This window comes from bacterium, from assembly GCA_021158245.1.
In the GTDB taxonomy this organism is placed as follows: Bacteria; Zhuqueibacterota; QNDG01; order QNDG01; family QNDG01; genus QNDG01.
Genome location: JAGGVB010000028.1, coordinates 1 through 21964, shown reverse-complemented (window position 1 = coordinate 21964; position 21964 = coordinate 1). Strand labels below are relative to the sequence as shown.

General features: G+C 37.4%; 14 protein-coding genes. All 14 read right to left on the bottom strand.

What is annotated here, in order from left to right:
- A partial coding sequence (locus J7K93_01545; protein MCD6115673.1) for a hypothetical protein occupies nt 1–331 on the bottom strand: 331 nt, incomplete at its 3' end.
- Between the two features lie 144 nt (nt 332–475).
- On the bottom strand, nt 476–2800 hold the full coding sequence (locus tag J7K93_01540; protein ID MCD6115672.1) for a family 20 glycosylhydrolase: 2325 nt from the start codon (nt 2798–2800) through the stop codon (nt 476–478).
- Between the two features lie 259 nt (nt 2801–3059).
- Nucleotides 3060–5426, bottom strand: coding sequence for a 6-phosphogluconolactonase (locus tag J7K93_01535; protein MCD6115671.1), 2367 nt, complete (start codon nt 5424–5426; stop codon nt 3060–3062).
- The gene (locus tag J7K93_01530; GenBank protein MCD6115670.1) at nt 5410–7389 is read right to left on the bottom strand and encodes a DUF4954 family protein; all 1980 of its coding nucleotides are present in this window, start codon (nt 7387–7389) and stop codon (nt 5410–5412) included. Before J7K93_01530 ends, J7K93_01535 begins: the two co-directional genes overlap by 17 nt.
- Nucleotides 7390–7564: 175 nt before the next feature.
- Nucleotides 7565–8377 carry a glucosamine-6-phosphate deaminase gene (locus J7K93_01525; protein ID MCD6115669.1) on the bottom strand — a complete coding sequence of 271 codons (813 nt, stop codon included), beginning with the start codon at nt 8375–8377 and terminating at the stop codon, nt 7565–7567.
- The gene (locus J7K93_01520; GenBank protein MCD6115668.1) at nt 8374–10518 is read right to left on the bottom strand and encodes an acetate--CoA ligase family protein; all 2145 of its coding nucleotides are present in this window, start codon (nt 10516–10518) and stop codon (nt 8374–8376) included. The genes J7K93_01525 and J7K93_01520 overlap by 4 nt, the downstream gene beginning before the upstream one ends.
- 22 nt (nt 10519–10540) lie before the next feature.
- Entirely contained in the window at nt 10541–10780 is a 240-nt protein-coding gene (locus tag J7K93_01515; GenBank protein ID MCD6115667.1) for an acyl carrier protein, read from the bottom strand.
- Nucleotides 10781–10797: 17 nt separating this feature from the next.
- On the bottom strand, nt 10798–11754 hold the full coding sequence (locus J7K93_01510) for an ROK family protein (protein ID MCD6115666.1): 957 nt from the start codon (nt 11752–11754) through the stop codon (nt 10798–10800).
- A 735-nt stretch (nt 11755–12489) separates the two neighbouring features.
- Nucleotides 12490–13518, bottom strand: a complete 1029-nt coding sequence (locus tag J7K93_01505; protein MCD6115665.1) for a 6-bladed beta-propeller — start codon at nt 13516–13518, stop codon at nt 12490–12492.
- Between the two features lie 157 nt (nt 13519–13675).
- Complete coding sequence (locus J7K93_01500; protein MCD6115664.1) at nt 13676–14827, bottom strand: hypothetical protein; 1152 nt, start codon at nt 14825–14827, stop codon at nt 13676–13678.
- Nucleotides 14797–15153: a redoxin domain-containing protein gene (locus J7K93_01495; protein MCD6115663.1), complete on the bottom strand. Its 357-nt coding sequence runs from the start codon at nt 15151–15153 to the stop codon at nt 14797–14799. The genes J7K93_01500 and J7K93_01495 overlap by 31 nt, the downstream gene beginning before the upstream one ends.
- Before the next feature lie 758 nt (nt 15154–15911).
- On the bottom strand, nt 15912–19145 hold the full coding sequence (locus J7K93_01490; GenBank protein ID MCD6115662.1) for a PKD domain-containing protein: 3234 nt from the start codon (nt 19143–19145) through the stop codon (nt 15912–15914).
- A 121-nt stretch (nt 19146–19266) separates the two neighbouring features.
- On the bottom strand, nt 19267–20727 hold the full coding sequence (locus J7K93_01485) for an oligosaccharide flippase family protein (protein ID MCD6115661.1): 1461 nt from the start codon (nt 20725–20727) through the stop codon (nt 19267–19269).
- A gap of 38 nt (nt 20728–20765) precedes the next feature.
- Nucleotides 20766–21964, bottom strand: a 1199-nt coding sequence (locus J7K93_01480) for a phosphomannomutase/phosphoglucomutase (protein MCD6115660.1), incomplete at its 5' end; no start/stop codon positions are given.

The window sequence follows — 21964 nt, the reverse complement described above, 5'->3', positions numbered from 1 at the left end:
CACAGGGAAAAGACTCTCCGCTTGCCTCTATTTCTGCATGAAATACAAACTTCTTATTATTTTTTGATTCAAAAACCAGTACCTGCGTTACTGCACCCTTATGCTTTGAATAAAGAGTACGGAATGAAATTTCCGCGTCAGGATTAAATCTGCCTTTAACAATCTGATTACCATTATAACTTACAAGCAGCTCTCCTTTTTTGAATTCAATTGCAGCCCCGCTGTTAGGAGGAATAACACTTCTCTTTGCGGATTTAACACAACCCTGAGTAATGCCGAGGAAAATTCCCAATAGTAAAAAGAACATGACATTTCTTTTAAGAATCTTCATTCTACCTCCGTAAAATTCTATACATCAATACAGATTGGAAATCACCGGTATAAATTGCATGATCAAACTTTTAACCTGTTGTTTATAACGCAATCGTTTGCATCAGAAAACATCCAAAAAATTTAAAAACCCAAAACCACTTTATTACTTATCACACAAAAACATCCGGGGCGGTACCTGCTGTTTTTCAATTCCAGGGCCGCTGTACCATAATTCCAAAGCCTGATTACCCCACAATTCAAAATGCAGAATTCTTACGGTATGATAACCTTTTGTGAGGAATATCTTCCCTGCTGACTGGCTTCCTGTATAACTTTTATTCCCTGCAACCCTTTTATTATCAATATAAATTTCTACGCCGTCATCAGCATAAAGCCAGAATCGGTACTTACCATCCCTGCTGATATTTATATATCCGGTGAATATCACTCCGAACTGACTTTCTCTTCTCGGCAGTACATCCAAATCAAGTATTGATGCATGTCCTTTTGAAACAGGTTTAAAAGACGAAAAATCAGGCAGAGTATCTGAAAAATCTTCTTCAAAATATTTATAATTCAGCCCGAACCTCATACCCTTTGGGGCAAGATCCTTTATAAGAACCGTAGTTGTAACAACACTGCCCGCTCGTCCGTCAGGAAGGAACACTCTTGATTTTATAATTGCATGAGTATTAAAAACAAGGGGATGAGTGTAAAGAGAATCTGAAATATCAGGATCTTTTGAACCAATTGTATACCTTACTTCTCCTATGGATAAAGGATTGCCAATTTTTACCGGTTCTCCCTTGTTGACAACTACTGCTCTGTCAATTACAGGGCAAGGGATTCTGAAATCAGCGCCCATCTCATAAAGTCTCTTGTACTGCTTATCCATACGTTTTTTAAAACCATTCCAATCCCTCTTATCTTTTGGTGTCCACAAAACTTCTGCCAAAGCACACATTCTCGGAAAAAACATGTATTCTGCATATTCAGGCGTACCGATAAACTCTGTCCACACATTCCCCTGGCCGCCAATTACATATTTTCGCTGATCAACTATCAGGCTGTCCTCTGGAACAGGGTTAAATGAGTAGACTTTTTTAAGTGTTGTCAGGCCGCCGATTGCTGTTGGCTCCATTGATCTCGGAGCCTGATAATAGTCAAAATAGCAGTACTCTGTGGGAGTCATTATAACATCGTGCCCTGTTCTTGCCGCAGCAATGCCTCCGGATATCCCTCTCCAGGACATAACCGCAGCATTGGGAGCAAGCCCTCCTTCAAGGATCTCATCCCAGCCGATTATTTTTCTGCCGTGCTTATTTAAAAACTTTTCTATTCTTGTAATAAAATAACTCTGCAGCTCATGCTCGTTTTTAAGCCCTTCCTCATTAATTCTCTTCTGACAGTCAGGGCACTTTTTCCACCTGTCCTTCGGTGCTTCATCTCCTCCTATGTGTATGTACTTTGAAGGGAAGAGATCCATAACCTCAGTAAGAATATCTTCAAGAAACCTGAAAGTCTCATCCTTACCTGCACAATAAATATCTTTTGACACGCCCCACCTGGTTTTTACTTCAAATGGCCCGCCTGTACAGGAAAATTCAGGATATGCTGCAAGAGCTGCTACACTATGGCCCGGCATCTCTATTTCAGGAATCACTGTTATAAATCTTTCTTTTGCATACTTTACAATTTCTCTGATCTGATCTTGTGTATAAAACCCTCCGTACCTTTTATGATCATATCTGTAGGGCCTGTCGCTCAGCCGTCCGATCATAGTCTCTTTCCGCCACGCACCTACGGAAGTTAATTTTGGATATTTTTTAATTTCAATACGCCAGCCCTGATCCTCTGTAAGATGCCAGTGGAAAACATTCATCTTGTGCATTGCAATATAATCAATATATCTCTTTATAAAAGATACAGGGAAGAAGTGCCGCCCTACATCAAGGTGCATTCCCCTGTACTTGTATCTCGGCGCATCCTTAATAATTATACAGGGCAGTTCCATGGTCCCGATTTTTTTTGAAGTATTTAAAGACCATATTTCAGCAGGCAGGAGCTGCAGAATTGTCTGAACACCATAAAAAAGGCCTGCCGGTTTGTTTGCTCTGATAATAATTTTCCCGGGAGTAATTTTTAATTCATATCCTTCTGCACCAAGCGATTTCTCTTCCTGCTTATTTATTCTGAGAATAAGGGTGTTCTCTTTTTCTTCTTCTGATCCCATGACAGGCACTTTTGCACTTCTTGCTCTTGATATGTAATTCTCCAGAAAATCACTTACATACTTCACACCGGGATCATCACTCTCTGACATTATTTTAAACTTATCACTGATGATAAATTTTCCGCTTAATATTTTAATTGACTTCGGGACAGGTACAATGCTCAGCAGACTGTTCCCGCTGCGGTTTTCCGAACACATAAAAAACATAATAAAACCAAACATCAAAATAAGGATAAGTGCCATTTTTCTGTGCATATCGACTCCCCGTTCCGGTTTTGTATTAATAACATATAAATCAAGGATTTGTGTAGACTGTAAATAATGAATTATTCCTATTTAAATATTTCAAATATACAAAAAATCATATAATAACACAAATAAAATAAGGCTGAAAATGTAAAACAAAATGCACCCGATTTTTTATTAATATATAGCATGAAATCATTCGGTGTCCTCTTTTTGAAAGGGAGACTTATAAAAAATAAAATGTATGTGTGTCCTTATATCTTATCCTTTAATCTCGTCGCTCTTCTATAGACTCCTTTAAATGCCTTGCGTGGTGATAAAAATCATCCAAAGTCATCTTCTTCAAAAACACAAAGCCCCTTGTTGCCCGAATTAGAGGATGTGGGTGATCATTAAAAAACTCTCTGCCAAGACAGGTTTTAATCATGCTGTACTGCATAACCTGAATACTCCGTGCCAGCGATGAAAACGGGCCATCGTGTTCATAACTGGGGAACGATGCATTTTTTTGAGAACGAAATGCATTCAAAAATGCGCTGTCCATAAGTGAAAACATATTAAGTGACACAGGCACAAAAATATCTGCTTCAGAAGGTTTAAATTTATACCATACATTTCTGTACCCCCACACTTCAATATCAGACCTGCCGCTTAATTTTTCATACTGCCGCAACGATTCAGCAATAGCCTGCATTACTTTATAATGAGTATCCGGTCCGCTTCCTTCAGGGTCCAGGGCAACTGTAACAACATCCGGATTACACTCTTTAAGCAGCGATACAATTGGAGCAACATCTCTACTGACAGTAGGTTCTTCTGTAAAAATGTCTCCTGTATAAAAACCAAGTCTCATATGACGTATGGCTCCCGAATCAAATCCCAGATAACCCCACAAACAGTCAGCTTCCCATTCTCTTATCATGCCTTTTAGAACCTGTATTTTTTTACTGTCTTTTTTTCCTGGGTACTGAGTTTTAAAATAATCCGAAAGTTCATCTAACTTTAATGAGATTTTTTCTATTGCTTTTTCCTGGTAAACATTGATTAAAATCCGCAGAAAGCGCCTTGCCTCACCTTCTCTCTTCATCTCCTCGTTCTTGGCTGCCACTCCGTCCAGATACTGCCAAACATCTCTGTTGCAAAAATGGCCTCTCTCAGGATTAAAATAATCGATGTTAAAAAGTTCTTTAAAATATTTTTTACTAAAAAATTTCTTCAGATTTTCAACCATATACAAAGCATAATTGTTTGTTACAGCTGTGAATCCTGAAGTCATATAAGCAAAAAATTGTGTGTTGCTTGCGTCTCTTATATGTCTTATGGCATATGGAAGATATCCAAGCATAATATCATCGTGATGAGGTGCTGTATGTAGAAACCTTGTTCCCTTTAAAGTTTCTGCTCCTGTATTTATTTTATTTATGAAACTTTCACTGGCCTTATTTGTAATATCTTTACAGGAACCACCGGTACGAGTTTTTATCAGTGAAGCGAATCTGTCAGATTCAAAATCTTTTCCCGTAAGTTTTTTAAATGCTTTCTTTTTTCTTACAGCAAGATCAGTAATAATCTCTTCAGCACTCTGCCACTCAATAACTTTTGCTCTTTTCAGATCCAGATACTTTCTTTCAGTAAGAAGGCTTGCAGCAGATCTTGTAACATAAAACCTGGATTTGTTCAGCTTGTGTAATGCTGTAGCAGGATATTTAACGTGCTCTTCCTGCTGAACCGCATCTGCTACAACTTTTGCCTTAGTTTCTCCGGCAGCAATAATTATTGCAAGGGCATTACTATTGTATGTTATTGTTGAAAGTCCTATTGTTATAGCATGCCGCTTTTTTGATACCTCAATACCTCCCAGATCTGTTGCTGCAGCAGCTTGTGTTTCATAATTTATTGGAGTCAGCCTGGTGGTACACTGGTGATCAGAACCTCTTATATTGAATGCAATATGCCCGTCAGGTCCGATTCCTCCCAGGAAAAAACCTATTCCTCCCAGTGCGCGAATTTTTTCCTCATATTCTGAACACCACTGATCAACTTCTTCAAGAACAGATTTCTGTAAAGTCTCAATGTTCGATTTGGGCTTTCTGTATCTCAGAGTCAGATCAACCCACATTTCAGGCCAGACATCTTCTAATTTTGTTTTTTCAGGAATTCCGATTTTTTTACAGTTTATCAACAATGCCTTTTCTCTGTCAAACCCAAATCTATCTATATAAAACTTATTAACATAATAATAGAAGCTGTTGTGTTGAGCGGGATTGATTGGATAAAACTCATCAATCTGAACAAAATGAAGACTTGATACATCAGGTTTTATAGAAGGATCTATTCTATGTTTGACAAGTTCTTCTGCTGTTTCTTTTTTGTTCCATGTTTTAATATAGTGTAAAAAATATTTTATGAAAAATTCAGGCGTTTTTCCTGTAGGCAGAGAAACAACACCGCCGGGATTCGCCTGTACCCATTCAATAAAACGCAGAGCTGTCAGCTTTCCGAGAAGAGGAAAGTTGCTGACTGTTACAACTCCTATTTTTTCTTCAGGCTCATATTTTAAATCATATCCGCTTTTTTTTAAAAAATAATCCTCAACTCCTGATAAATTCATCACACTTTTACTCCCAACGCTCATTTAATATATCTATCGCCCTTTTATGCAGATTTTCTATATCTATTGATTCCTTCTTAACTGCATTGACAAAACTGTTATCCTCAAATAATCCGCGGACAGATTTAAAATCATTATCTTTATCATCCTTTATTCCGTCCCGTCCGTAACTAATTGCAGATGCCTTATCATACTCCTTTTCCGCATCTCTTAAAATCATGTTATTAAGTTTTACGGCATTTTCTTTCCACTCATCTATTATATCTTTTATCTGTTCAATAGAAAGGGAATCTGCTTCTACGCTTTTAATCTCTTTAATCAGATTCAAGCACCACAGCAGCTCATCATTATTATAATTTTCGTATACTTTTCTTAATCCTGCATTTAATTCTGCTATATCTTTTACTGTGCCTGCTTCAACACTTCGGATTAATTCATCCATTCTTTCTTTTTTTGCAAACATACCTCCGATATCAAACCAGGTTTGATTTTCTTCATTTTTGAGATTCATATCTTTGAAAACCGCTTTTATACTTTTTTGTTTATTCTGTTCGGATAATATATATTCTGCAACCACCTGTCCTGTAAAAATTTTCACTGCCATCTCATAATATTTGATGCTCGGCCGTAAAAGGAGCCTTCTGATATTCGTACCGTTAAAATGAACAAATTCCTGGCCCTTTTTTGATGTTTCCTGCAGGTCCTTTAAAATCCTGATTCCTTTAACAACTTTTTGTATAATAAACGGTGAGAAAAGTTTAAAATGTATCATATCCAACTTATCCTCACCCTTTCTTTTATCTCTGTCAGGCCACTTCTGCGAGTCTCTTTTTGTCCCTACTGTAAAAAGATTCATCGCTGGAGAGAGTATACTCTTTCCCTCCTCTTCCGTTATTATTGAGAAGGGCAGGTCACTAGTATCAAAATGTGTATAGTGTTTTCCGATAACATTTGTAAACGGCCCTGTCTGGCTTGGCCACATCATGTAGCTGAAAGAGCCTGTTTTTGAGCCTCTCTCCAAAACTCCCTGATGCACTGGGCCCAGCTTGTACATGTGATTACTCTGGTTGGTTCCGCTGCCTGCATTGTAAAATGAGAAGAACCCGGCTATAAGAAGTGTCGATTTATGATGAGAAACAGTATAAGGCCCGGCAAAAACAGAGCAACCCTCGCCGTGGAAAAGTTCCGAGTTTGCAAATATCAATGAATTTTCAGCAGAATACTGCTTTCCTATTGTCACGCTCTGGCCTACAAAACATGATTCCAGAATAGCGCCGCTTTCCACTTTTGAGCCGGAAAGTACAATAAAATCTCTGCATATAACTCCAATGCCGATTTTTGATGAAGCGGATTCTTCACTTGCAATTGTCCCGTTCTCAAGTTCAAGGGCACCTTCAATCACCGCATAATCACCCACACAAACATTTCTGATAATACCGCATCCTGTTATTATGCTTCTCTTTCCTATCCGGCCTTTTACTTCTATCTTCTTATGAATATAGTTGTTTACAAGTTTTAATATCTTGTCAATAAAATCAGTTCTGTATCTGTAAAACACAAGCATGTAAGCAATCTGTGAGTTAAGCCTGTCAAAAATCGGAACAGTTCTTCCCCCTGCTTCATTTAACACATCAACTTTTACTCCATTACCGAAACCCGAATCTTTGTCTGCAGATATTTCATTAGTCCCGGTAATTACCGCCTCATCTTCAATTATATAATTTTTAATAATTCCTGTGCTGTTAATAGAAACGTTAAGGCCTGTCTCGCAGTCAGAGAGACATGTATTATAAATTCCGGTCTTTTCCCCCTGGCTTGTTAACTCTTTTGTAAAACCGGAAATAATTACATTCCCAATAAATTTTACATTTTCTATAAAGTGCGGAGAAAAATCTTTACCTGCAAACACATTATCCCAATTTCCCGAACTGCATCCTTTTTTCTCAAGAAGTTCAATTTCATCATTATTTAATTTACTAAAATTCATTCCATGACCTCCGCACGAAATAAAACCAGTGTTTTTTACATTATACTATAAATTAACTATTCTCTCTTAAATGGCAAATAATTTTATTACATCAACTTAAGCGCTGCAAACACTTTTCTCGAAAACAGGGGAATTAACGAAAAAAGGCCCGCAGCGCTTTAAAAACATTACGCTTCTATTTTTCAATTAGTTTCAAATCCAGATCGCTCTTTTCCATCTCTTTAAAATAATTTACAGTACCCACCTTAAGTTCCTGTGTGCTCTCTTCATCGCAGACAATTATTCCGTGTCTGTGAAGCTGAAGCATTGTAACTGTCCACATGTGGTTTACTCCCTCTTCCACACATTTCTGAAGAGCTCTCGCTTTACTCAGTCCGCTGACAAGAATCAGAACTTCTTCTGAATCCATCACAGTACCTACTCCGACAGTAAGTGCCTGTTTCGGTACTTTATTTACATCATCCTCAAAAAATCTTGAATTAGCAATAATTGTATCCAAAGTCAGAGTTTTTATTCTGGTTCTTGATGACAGCGAAGAACCCGGTTCATTAAATGCTATATGCCCGTCCGGCCCGATTCCTCCCATGAAAAGATCAATGCCGCCATAGCTTTTGATTTTTTCTTCATATTCACGGCACTCTTTTTCAAGATCAGGAGCATTACCATTTAAAATATTTATATTATCTTTGTTAATATCAACATGATTAAACAGATGATAATTCATAAAATAGTGATAACTTTGCGGATGATCATCAGGAATACCGACATACTCATCCATGTTAAATGTAACTACATTCTTAAAAGAGACCTTTTCCTCTTTGTAAAGCCTGACAAGTTCCTTGTAAGTACCGACCGGTGTGCTGCCTGTGGGAAGGCCGAGGACAAATGGTTTGCCGTCAGAAACATTAAAAGTATTTATCTTGTTTACAATATAATGAGCTGCCCACCTGCTCATTACAGCATCATCTTTTTGAATAATTATCCTCATTTTACTTTTCCTTTCCAATTCATCATTATTTTTGCATCAGCAACAGAACAGCCCCTACCCTGCCTGTACACAATCATGGGATTTATGTCCAATTCCGAAATTTCAGGAAAGTCAAGAGCTAATTGTGATACAGCACAAATCGCCTTTGCAGTACTCTCTATATCAGAAGGAGCCTCTCCTCTTATACCCTTGAGAATCGGGTACGCCTTGATACTTTTTATCATTGACAATGCTTCATCCGTTTTAACCGGAGCAACACGGAACTGAACATCCTTAAAAAGCTCAACATAAATTCCGCCAAGCCCGAACATAACAACAGGCCCGAATCCGGGATCTCTTTTTAACCCTATTATAACCTCTTTACCTTTTTCCGCCATTCTGCTTATAAAGACTCCTTCCATTACAGCATCAGGCATCTTCTCTTTTACACTGTCAGCTATCTTTTTAAAACTTTTTTCAGATTCCTCTGCGGATGTAATATTAAGTACAACACCCCCAACATCGGATTTGTGTACAATATCTTTTGAAATAACTTTCATCACAACAGGAAATCCTATTCTCTCTGCAGCCTCCGCAGCCTGCTTTGCAGATGTTGCCACACTATTCTCAAGTACAGGAAGTCCGTAATCTTTCAGTATTTTCACAGCTCCCTCTTCAGTGATAAATGCAGGCGCCTCCTCTTCTCTTTCCTTCAGATACTTTTCAGCAGATTCCCTGTTTACTGAAATCGGACTGTCCGGCTCAGACATGTCGTGCTTTCCGTTAAAACCAGTAAAATTATATACCGCAGCAAAAGATTCACACATAGATTCAGGGCGTGTAAAATGAGGTATTTTGTTGGTTAAAAGGATATCTATACCTGACCTGACATCAGCCTCACCCATAAATGATGTATAAATCGGCTTTGTATATTCAGGTTTTCCTTTGACTATTTCAGCAGCAATCGTGTCGATATCTGTCATTGACTGGGGTGTTAATATAACAAAAACTCCATCAACATTGTCATCAGCCATAGCATTTGAAACAGCCACATGATAGCGGTCTGCCCTCGCATCGCCGATCACATCAACCGGATTATTGATATTTGCAGTTTTCGGTAAATTTTTTCTGAAAACATCCAAAGTTTCATCGTTAAACTTTGCAAGCTCAAGGCCGCTTTTCACTGCTGCATCTGTTGTTAAAACTCCTGGCCCCCCTGCATTTGTGATGATTGCAACTCTGTTCTTTGCGGGCAGCGGCTGATATGCAAATGCAATAGCCTTGTTAAACATCTCATCAATTGAAGTACACCTTATTATTCCTGATTGCCTGAATGCAGCATCCGTTACTTCATCGCTTCCTGCAAGAGAACCGGTGTGGGAAGCTGCTGCAGAAGCACCTTGACTGGTCCTTCCTGATTTTATTGCAAGAATAGGTTTTTTGTAATTTTTTGTAATATCCAGTGCCGCATCCATCAATTTTCTGCCGTTTTTTATCTCTTCAAGATACATAAGAATTACAGACGTTTTCGGGTCTTCAGCCATGTAATAGAGAAGCTCAACCTCATCAATATCAGCCTTGTTTCCAAAACTTACAAATTTTGAAAATCCTATGTGCTGAGACCATGCATAATCAAGCACTGCTGTGCATAATGCACCGCTTTGTGATAAAAATCCTATCTCTCCCTGTTCTGGCATTCGCCTTGCAAAGGATGCATTGAGATTAATTTTCGGGTCAGTATTAATTATTCCGAGGCAATTCGGGCCGAGAAATGGTATCTCATATTTAGCAGCAATCTCTTTTATTCTTTGTTCCCGCTCAATACCTTCGCTGCCTACTTCTTTAAAACCTGCAGATATGATAATAGCAGACTTGACTCCCTTCTCTCCGAGCTGTTCCATTGCAAGGTGGCATACAGAACTTGGAAACACAAGAATTGCAAGATCAACAGGATCAGATATATCAACAATATATTTATAAGCCTTTACTCCTGCAATGGACTTCTCCTTGGGGCTTACAGGATAAACAATTCCGTTAAAATCCGATTTTAAAATATTCTTTACAATATCATAGGGCACTGTACCCTTTACATTATTTGCTCCTACAATAGCCACTGATTTCGGGTAGAATAGTTCATTCAATATCCGCCGCTTTTCCTTCACTGGTTCCTCCGCATTAAATTCTTCACTTTATATACTGTTTGATAAAATCCGCTGCTTCGGCAACAGTCTGGATTTGAAGCGCTTTGTCTTCATCTAAATCTACATCGAATTCTTCTTCAAATGCTGAAACAAGCATTACGCTCTGCATTGAATCGGCACCAAGGTCAAAAATAAAATTTGCATCATCGGAAATTTCTTCTTCTGTTTTTATTACCTCTTTTGTGACGCTTTTTACTCTTTCAAGAATCTCCTGCCTTTCCATACATATCTCCCGATTTTTTAATTTTTCATTTTCATAATCGCCAATGCTGCAGCTCCTATAAAACCTGCATCCTCGCCGAGAGCAGCTCTGACAATTTCGACACTTTGGGGTTTCAGCGCAATCTCCTTCAATTTTTCTCTTGCAGGCTTCAAAATTAAATCACCTGCATTTGCAAGCCCTCCGCCGATTACAATTCTTTCTAATCCTAATAAATTTGCTGCGTTTGCCGCACCAACTCCCAATGCTTCTCCTGCTCCTGTCATTACATCTATTGACAGCTTATCACCCATAAGAGCTGCGCTGCTTACATCCTTTGGGCTCAATTTATTTAAATCATATTTTTTTAATATGAAATCTTCATATTTATCAAGCTTTTCCCTAACAGACCTGATAATTGCATGTTTCCCTACAAACGCTTCAACACAGCCTTTTCTTCCGCATGTACATAAAGGGCCGTTCCTGTCAATTATTGTATGGCCGATTTCTCCTGCGCCGTCATCTTTGCCGTGAAATATTTTTCCGTTTAAAATCAAGCCGCCGCCTACACCTGAGCCCAGTGTTATTGTCAGTAAATTTTCCACACCCTTTCCCGCTCCGAACATGCTCTCGCCGAGTGCGGCAAGATTTGCATCATTATCAACAAATACTTTATATCCTGTTCTCTTTTCCAGATTGTCTTTTACAGGTACATTTAACCAGCCTTTCAGATTAAAAGCCTTTTGCAGAACCCCTTTTTTGCTGTTAACAAGCCCTGCAATGCCGACACCTATTCCTCCTATAAAATCAGATCCGTTTAAGCACTTCTGTAATTCAATAACGTTAAATGCTATTTTATCAAATAGTTTTTTTTCTCCCTCTTCAATTTCAGCAGGGAATATTCTTTTTGCACATACCTGTCCGCTTGTATTCACGATCCCCATGTCAACATTTGTGCCTCCCAGATCCACACCTATAAACAGACTATTCCCCTGCATTCATTAAGCTCCGCTTTTTTGTATCTGTTAAACTTTGATAAAATATAGTGCGGCCTCCACATCACAATCATCGCCCCCTTGTTAAAGGCCCCACACGGCCGCACTGTTTGTCTTTTCTCCATTTAATATAATCGGGAAAAACCATTCAAAAAGTTCTTATTAATTAGTTCAATGACTGAACTTTAACCTTAAAAAAAATTCTCTCTTTTTATCCCTTATTCTTCACGGCCAAATAACCCGTAAGCAGAATCCCTTCACAGATTACATATCAGAAGCAGCAATGCATTGAATAATGCTGCATATATGTTCATTCAATGACCTAACATATAGATAATAGTCAATTTTTTCTAATCTGTCAAGTATTTTTTATGGAATTTCTGTAATCCTCCGTAAATTTATATAAATTGTATTGAATATCTTTCCCCAACAGCAGGAACGAGGAAGTATTAATAGAGCCTGATAAATTTATCACTAATCTTTAAATAATCTATTATTTCCTGAAGTAACTTTAATTGCATTTTAGCCACAAATACATTAAATCTATAATGCTAAAACTTGACATCAAACACAGGGGAAAATTTTCTTGGTAAAGAATCAAATATCTATGGCTTAGGAAGAAGGAAAGAAACCAGTCGATTGATGATATTGACATTATTTAAAATTATTTTCATATAATTTTAAAACCAAAGAAACAAACATGCCTCACAAACCGCACTTCGCGGCTCTTACCCGCTTTTACTCTTTACTATTCGTTAATATTTTTAACCCCAAAACGATTATCTCAGGATTTAAGTTTTCCTCAGAATCCGGATAACTGATTGAATACATGACTCTGTTATCAGTAGCAATCGCAGGAAGAAATGGATTTGTTATGCCCTCTTTAAATAATTTTCCTGATTTATAAAATATATCACATGTAAATTTTTTTGACCCCTTGACAATAAGACCTTTTTCTTTGTCCATTCTCATTCTCTGAACAACTATATATTTACCTATCTGAAATGGGGTTATTATCAAATCCATCTTCTTCTGCCTTAAGAAAGCATTACCTGATTTAGTAACAGGGCGAAAATATTCTTTGTTGTTTATATAATGATTTAATGTATCTCCCTGCCAATTAAGCCTGACTACATCATATGATTTTAAATCTGAATATAGTATGTCACCCTCCGGTGTTTCAGTTACTGAACCTCCTGCCAGCTGAACAGGCATTAATATTCCATTAATAGGATATTTACGGCGCAGAAAAGATGTTCCGTCTTCATTCCAGAAAGAAAAATGTATCATACCTAATGACTCGCTTACTACCAATCTATGATTAACAGAAGACCATACAATACCGTTAATCATTCCTGCATTTGATAATACAAATCCATGCAGATAATTCCCTTCCCAATCAAAAAATTGAACCCTGCTGTTACCTTTATCAACAACAGCGAGTTGATTATTTTTAAAATCTAAAGATAGCGGTTCATCAAATTCTCCGGGGCCCTGGCCTTTTCTGCCAAAATGCCTTATATAATTACCTGTAGAATCAAAGACCCAAACACAATTATTATTTAAATCTGTCAAACAAAATTCTTTGCTTCCAGGTTTAACAGTCAAATCAGTAATTTGTGCCAACAACAGTTCGGGAGGTGTTTTTAAAGCTATTCTTTTTTTTGTTATAATTTCTGCTGTATTTTTTTCTTTGTCTCTGCAGCTTGATGCGAAAATGAGCAGAAAGCAAATAACAAACAATTGGAAAAAATTACTTTTAAACATGTAAAGCCTTCAAGTCGAATGAAGTCTTAGACTCTATTCCGAACAATATAAAAAACTGGTAAAACCTGATTACATTCAATAAAAATCTGAAAAAATTTCCTATATACTGACAATTAAAGCTTATTATGAATTTATTCTAAAACAGATTTTGCAATGCTTAATCTATATTACGCTTCACAACAATTTCCCCGGCAATTAATTCTATTTTATCATGGCCAATGCTTTTTCTGAAGATAATTTTATTGCCATCAAATACGTCTTCCGGATAACCCGGGAAGCGGACATCATTATAAAGAAGCTCTCCATCAACATCATACAAAACACCCCAACTTCTCAGAATGCCATCTGATTTATTACAATACACTAAAAGTATGCAGTCTTTATAAATACCAGGTATTTTGCAAACATTAAACAGAGCATCATGAAAAGTGTGCCTAAACATAAAATCGTCTATTTGGATCAAATTCATCTGCCGCGGCTGCATTTCAATGGGTTTCATATGTTTTCCCGGCGAACCGAATGTTTTAATAGTGTTCCCGGAAAAATCCAACACTCTTATATAAGGTAAAGGCTGCTCAACTGAAAAAATTCTTTTATTGTAAACAACAAAAGATATCGGCTGAAAATGAGTCAGATTATACTTCTTCATTAATTCGGAATGTCTTAAAAAACGATTTTCTACTCCATTTTTAAGATCAATAACTACAATATTATAAGCTTCATTAAAAATATGTTTATCATACTGAACCAAACCTGAAACAACTTTGTCAGAACCTTCTATATTGCAAAAGTCAAATCCTGCAAGAGAAATTCCTTCATTATTATTATTTGTAAAATCGATGCGCTGTAACACATTACCGTTTAAATCTGAAATAATTATTTCATTTTGCCTTGGATTTTTCACAATAATTCTTTTGTCATCTGTCAGTAAAAAATTCGTATAAGAAAATCCAAGTTTAAATTTAGGCTTAATATTTATATCTCTTACAAATTTACCTTTTATTGTAAAAACTTTTATCTGTGGATAGTCTCTGTCAATAATGTAAAGAGAATCTCTTTTAATTCTTGTTTTGCCCGGGCTTACCATTTTTGATTTACCTGAGAGATGTATAGAAATTTCTCGCAAATTAGCGCATACTAACCGGTTTCCTTTCTTTGCTATTTTACCCGCCGGGATTAAAGAGGGCAATATATTTATCACCTCTTTTTCTCCGGGCAGATATTTATTACCTGACTTTTGACAAACTACAAAAAACAGGCATCCTGTAATAAGAAGTATTAACCCTGTTTTCCCCGATTTTTTATCCATATCAGAATCTCCTTAACTATATTGCTGTACTTAGGAACACCAAGTATCCCTTTATATCTGATTATACCATGCTCCGTAACAAAGACCACAGGCTTGTGTTTGTATAATAAATCATTAACGTAATATTTTTTTAATCTTTTCTCACTATCAAGCAACATATCAAAACACAGATCATACTGTTTCTTTATTTTTTCATACACCAATGTATCAGTCTCACTTAGTACAGCAATAAAACGAATATTTTTATAAACTTTTGCAAAGTAATCCATTTGGTTTAAAAAGTTAAGGCATGTGCCGCAATCATTAACAGAAAATAGAAAAAGCACAACCGGCTTATCCGAATTTAATGCCTGTTGCAGTAGGGGTATTGAGCCGGTGAAGAATATCTCGTTCTGTTTATTCCCCCATTAAAAAAATACAACAAAACTCTCAATCAACTACAATTAATTCTGATATAATTCTCCTTAAAATAACCAACAATTTAATTGTTCGGTTTACTATAATATTAAATTCAGTTAAAATAAATATTAAATGTATCCTGCGCTGTTTTTACTATAAATTAAAATCCTTCCCAAAACGCCATAATCATTAAAAAATTTTTGTCTCTCTAAACTTGAATGCCATAAATAGCAGCAGGAACAATGTTTTGGAATTTCATATTTTCTTCATGCAGATTCAAACAAACACATATCTTTAATATAAGCTATAACATATAATTTGTCAACCAAAAAGTTCTCAAATTAAAATTACTGACATTATTATGTTACGTTTTATAAAACATAAACTTATGCAAAAATATCATTTTATTTTTTCACTATTTGCCTATAAATGACCTGTATTTGTTTGTCTTTCCAAGCAGAGGCTCGCTGATTTTCAGACTGAATTTACGGAACTGAACAACACCTTTTAATATTCCTCCCTGCAGGGCTGATTTAAATTTGTTGTATATTAGAGAAGCGTGTGTTGTTTCCGAAATCTCTTATCGGTAATCTGTGGGTGCATGAGCTGAGTATAAAAAAATTATTAAAAATAAATTTCGTGGGAATTCGTATAATCAGTAAATTATTTTAAAGAAGGAAGAATACTACCTGATATAAACCATCTTCCTGAGCAGCACATGTCCCCCGGCTTCAAGCCTGTAAAAATACACGCCTGTAGGCAAATCCTGTCCGTATCTGTCTTTCCCGTTCCAGGTCTGAATGTGCATACCAGATGCCTCGATGCCGTGTGCAAGATAACAGACTATCTGGCCAAGCTGATTATAAATAATAAGTTTTACTTCGCTCTGCTCTGCAATATAATACCCGATCTTTGTCTCACTGTTAAAAGGGTTAGGATAATTCTGCAAAAGGACAAATTTATCAGGAGAAACCTTTAATGAATCTTCTACACCCGCATCATAATCAACATCTATTATGCCGGCATTTTTACTATTACGCCACAATCCTGTTTCATCTCTTGCATAAACCTGCCAGATGTAGATACCTTTTCCCAGCTCAGGCCCGTTCTTAAAAACATAAACCGTATCCTGCAGAATTTTTGTATAAAGAGAAGATGTTGAACTTGTACCCTGTTTTCGCAGCCTCCACTCATAATAAACACTGCTTCCTGAATCAGGGTCTGTTGTTCTATTCCAGACAAACTCAATACTGTCAACCTGATCAGCATAAGAAATATAGAGAGGTGAAACCAATGCAAACGGCAGAGGAGGATCAGGCTCCGGTATAACTTTAATCTTTATGAGTGTGGAATCTACTGCTCCATGGTCATCTGAAACAAACAGCATGAAGCTCTCTGTTCCACACCAGTCAGGGTCCCCCCAGAATTTCATCGCCACAACTCCTGTTGTATCCCAGTTAATACAGGTTGAATACTTTGCCCAAAAACTGAACTTCACAGGATCGCTGTCCACATCTGTAACCATGCTGCGTAAATCTGAATACTTAATTGCAAGCGTGTCATCCTCTGACACAGTAGTATCAATTGATGCTGTCCAGGAAGGGGGATCATTTACAGGCAGTACCTGAAAAACAATATATGTGCTATCTGCAAGATATCCAGGGTCTTTAACCTTTAAAAAGAGCGTATCTGTTCCATTCCATTCTGTATCAGGCACTACTGTATATAAAATTCTATCTGTAATATTAAATGACAGGCTGCCGGATGATTTAAACTCCCACACAAGTTCATTGTCATAATGATCAGGATCAGAAACATAATCATCTAACTGGATGGGTGTAAAATTTTGTTTTTCATATATAACCTGTTTCGGAATATCTGCAATAACAGGAGGTCCATTATTAATTGTAACTGTTGTTCCTGAAGTATCAGAAGCTCCGTCTTTATCCGTAACCTCAAGGCGGATGTTATAGATTCCTGTCTTGTCATATGTGTATGTTGCTGTTTTACCGACAGATTCAAAAGTACCGTCTCCGTCAAGGTCCCAGACGTATTTCAATCCTTCATTGAACCCGGGATCATAAGCCGTGCCTGTAAAAGTCATCTCTCTTCCCAGGGAGCCGGTATATGGCCCTCCCGGATCTGCATTCGGTGTTACATTAAGCACAGTAACAGTCAATACATCGTTATCGCTTCCTCCGTCATCATCCCACACAGAAGCTGTTACATTATAGATTCCATTATCTCCGTAGATATGAGATGCTTCTTTTGTATCAGCAGTAGTTTCATCTCCAAAATTCCATAAATACTGGAAAGTGTCGTTTATCCCCGGGTCAGTTACATCTGCATTAAAATGAAGCGTATCTCCTTCATTGCATGTTATGTCATTCCCGATTTCAATAGCAGGCGCTACGTTTTCAACAATGACAGAGGCCTGAGCTGTTGCGGTCTGGCCAATTCTGTCAGTAACTCTGACAGAGATGTTTCCGGAATAATCATCTGGAAATGAAGTTGAAATTGTAGAAATTGATGATGATAACTCAAATGAACCATCTCCGTCCAGGTCCCACTCGTAAAGAACAATGCCGCTGTTCTCTCCGCTATCTGAAGAGCCCGAAGCATCAAGCTGAATTGTGCCTCCCTCTTTAGAAGAATAGGGCCCGCCCGCATCTGCAACAGGGGGTTCATCTCCCACATTACGAAGGCTCATCATTCTAATACCTTTGTAACCATATCTGTCGTATTTGGGATATACAGCATAAAAATGATTTCTGTATGCACGTATTACAGGAAGATCACGTCCGTCCCATCCGTTCCAGTAGCCGCCGCAATAATCATCCAGAAGTACTTTATCCGACCATGTATATCCCCCGTCCTTAGACATAACAGCATACAGCTCTTTGCCCGGAGCCTTGACAAAAATAATGACCACATATTTCCCGTCATCACTCGCAGCAACAGAAGATATTCCCCATTTCCATCCGTCAATATCCCCTGGCTTTGTTACTGGAATATTGATCCGCTGTATTCCTTTACTGTCATATTTTACATATCTAATAGAAGGCTTATCATTAACAGCGAGATCCGCGACTGTTCCGAAACTAAAGTGCATATTACCTGCTTTATCTGCAAAAATATCCGGAGCGCCATTTCTGTCATGACAGTCTGCAGTGTGAATATCCGCAATCCATTTAAAACTGTCGCCTCCGTTATTAGATATGTAATATGTGATCCGCCCTTCACGGTTTCCGTTTATTCCGGGACATCCGAGAACCAAATTAATTTTTCCATCAGGAGACATAGCCATTGCTACACGGTCATCAGGCCGCCACTCATCTCTCTCTACAGTAGTTATTTCATAGTTCTTCCCTGCTACAAGTGATCCGTCAAAAACACGATTGTAGTGTACTCCTCCCCAAAAATAATTCTCCCGCTGAAAACCTACAGCAGTATGTACAGTATTTGTATTATCCAAAATCAGCCTGGCCATGTATCCTCGCCTCTGATTTACCGATACTCTCACATAGTTTGACCATTGCCCATTTATAAGTCTTGTATAATACACATCATAGAAATATTTATCATATTCTTTCGGATGCTGCCTAAAAAGTACATTCGGATTACCGGACTGATCAAGATCTATTGCAGGTCCGAACCAGTATTTACCGCTGTCTCCAACTGTCTTCTGAATCAGATAAGAGCTTGTAATAACATTGCCGATTGAATCAAGTACTGAATATAAAACACCGCCTCCCGGCTCATTTGTTACAGAAACAATATGCAATCTTCCGGTTTTATGATCAATTGCAAATGCAGGAGACTGGCCATTGGCAACATTTACAGGCTCTGTCCACTCCTGTGCAAACAGCGGTAGAACTGTTAAAAACGACAAAATAAATATAAGTTTTACATTTTTCATAAACGTAAATTCGATTAATTTTTTTACGAATGGCCGAATATAAACCATTTTAGTACACTGATTTCTATTTTTTACTACCTTTTTCAAGGCTGTCTTTATTCAGCCTTAGTTATCTGGTTTATTAATGCCATAAACGTGCCAAAATATACCTGACTTTTTCTCTTTCTTTTACAGAAAAAAATCCCGTAACAATTAAAACCAGTAAGAATAACAAAACAAATATAATTCCTGTCAATCTTCCGAAATCAATTTTAAAATATTTATAGGAAAAATAAACTGCTACCGCTGCCAGAATCAGGTGGAATATTCGAATAAAATCATACTTAATTTTAAGAAACTTGTCTGATATAATATAACTTAAAACAGCCATTATGGCAAACGAAAAAAATGTTGCTATTGCTGCGCCTGTTATGCCAAAAATTCTGATCAAAATTATATTACCAATAATATTGACCCCTGCTCCTGTTCCTGAAATCAGGATAAGATATTTGGTTTTTTCGTTTATGTATATACCTGCCTGAAAAATCATAACACAGCCGTACATAATATATGAAAGCATTACAACAGGTACAATAACAGTTGAATCCCAAAAATTTTTGCCGAAAAATGTGACTCCTGCAATTTTAAATCTGACAATATCATTAAGATAAAAACTTACCGCAAGAAATACTATTGCACACAAAAGGAGAAAGTATGTCAGCACAGTACTGAAAAGTTCCTTTGATTCGGAATCATTCGACACAGAAATATAAAAAGGGTGCCATGCATAACTGAATCCTATAACAATCAGATTTATTGTCATACCAAGTTTGTATCCTGCTCCGTAAATTCCCGCTGCTTCCAGTCCCAGCATTCTTGTAATAAAAAACCTGTCCACAACATTTATAAGAACAAGACCTATAATTGCAGGAATAAACGGGAGGCCAAAAGAAAGCATTCTTTTTAAAAGCTTCAGATCAATTGTTTTAATAAAAAATCCTGATAAAACAGGCAAAAGAAACAAAAAGGCCGTACCGGATCCTATTAAATTGGCAAGGAATACACCCCTTGGGCCCATTCTGTATTTGACAACAAAAAGAAATGTGAAAACTACAATTACTGCAACCTGTAAAAAATGGATCAGAATAAAAAACTGAGATTTTTGCTCCGCTCTGTAAATATTATAGCCAAGAAGAGAAACAACATCAAAAACCATTATTAACGCAGTTATTGACACAAGATTGCCGTACTCTGTACTGTGAAAAAAAAGACCCGACAAAAAGGTTCTGCCAAAAAAAATAATTAATGATAAAAATAATGTCCAGACGAGGGTTATATAAAATGCAGTTGAAACAAGATGCTTTCTTCTTTCCGGATCAGAATCTGTGATGTAGAACTGTATTTCTGCATTATTAAGGCCAAGGGAATATATTATTGCACCTACAGCCATAAATGCATAAAGCTCAGTAACAATCCCATACTGAGCCTTTGTCATAAAGTTTGTGTGAATCGGAAGTAAAAAAAACATCAGGGCTCTGCTTAATACATAACCTGTACCGTATATGGCAGAATGTTTTACAAGACGAAGCATTGCCCTGAACATAGGTAGTTTCCCCTGCAATAAAATGTTATTTTGAGTATTTACTCATCAATTTCATTTACAGCCACAAACGGATATTTTGACAACTTATCTTTAAAAATATTCTTTATTTCCTTTAAACGTTCTTCTGTTTTTGCTTCAAATCTCAGTACCAGAATCGGCTGAGTGTTTGAAACCCTGACAAGTCCCCATCCGTCGCCAAACAGCACTCTTGCACCGTCAATGTCAATTACATCATATTCTGCCTTAAACTCTTTAATCAATTCATCGACTACACCAAATTTTTTATCATCCGGACATGCTATGCGTATCTCCGGAGTAGAGATAAAGGCCGGCAGCTGGTCAACAAGTTCGGAAAGTTTTTTATTTTGCCTGGAAAGAAGCTGTACCAGCCTGAACGAAACATAAATACCGTCATCAAATCCGAAAAACCCGTCTTTAAAGAAGATATGTCCTGACATCTCTCCTGCAAGAGGGGCTCCTACTTCATGCATTCTTTTTTTGATTAGAGAATGGCCTGTTTTCCACATCATGGGTTTTCCGCCGGCCTGTTCCACAACTTCCGGAACCAATTGAGAACATTTTACATCAAAGATAATGGGTTCACCGGGATTGTTCTTCAGCACTTCCTTTGATAATAAGGCAAGTATCTGATCTGCAAATACAACCCGCCCCTTTTCATCAATTAATCCCACTCTGTCGGCATCTCCGTCATATCCGAAACCAAGATCCGCTTTGTTATCCGTAACTGTCTTTCTTAAATCCTTGATGTATTTCATAACAGTGGGATCTGGCAGGTGATTTGGGAAATGCCCGTCCGGCTCGCAATAGAGGCGGATTACTTCGCACCCCATTTTTTCGTAAACTTCAGGAGCAATCGGGCCTGCAGTGGCATTGCCCGCATCAATAACAATTTTAAAAGGTTTTTCAATTTTAATCCGTTCCAAAAGCATTTCTTTATACGGTTCAACTATATTCTTTGCGGAAAGAATTCCGCTGCCTTGTTCAAAATCCTGCTCCTCTATCAGCTTTTTAACAGCCTGAATCTGATCACCGTAGAGAGACAGCATACCGTTATTCATTTTCAGCCCGTTAAACTCAATCGGATTATGGCTGCCTGTTACCATTACGCTTCCGTGTGTTTTAAAATGCACAATGGAAAAATAAACAAGCGGAGTCGGTACAACCCCGACATCAATTACATCTATACCGGTTGACAAAATACCTTTTACAAGAGCGT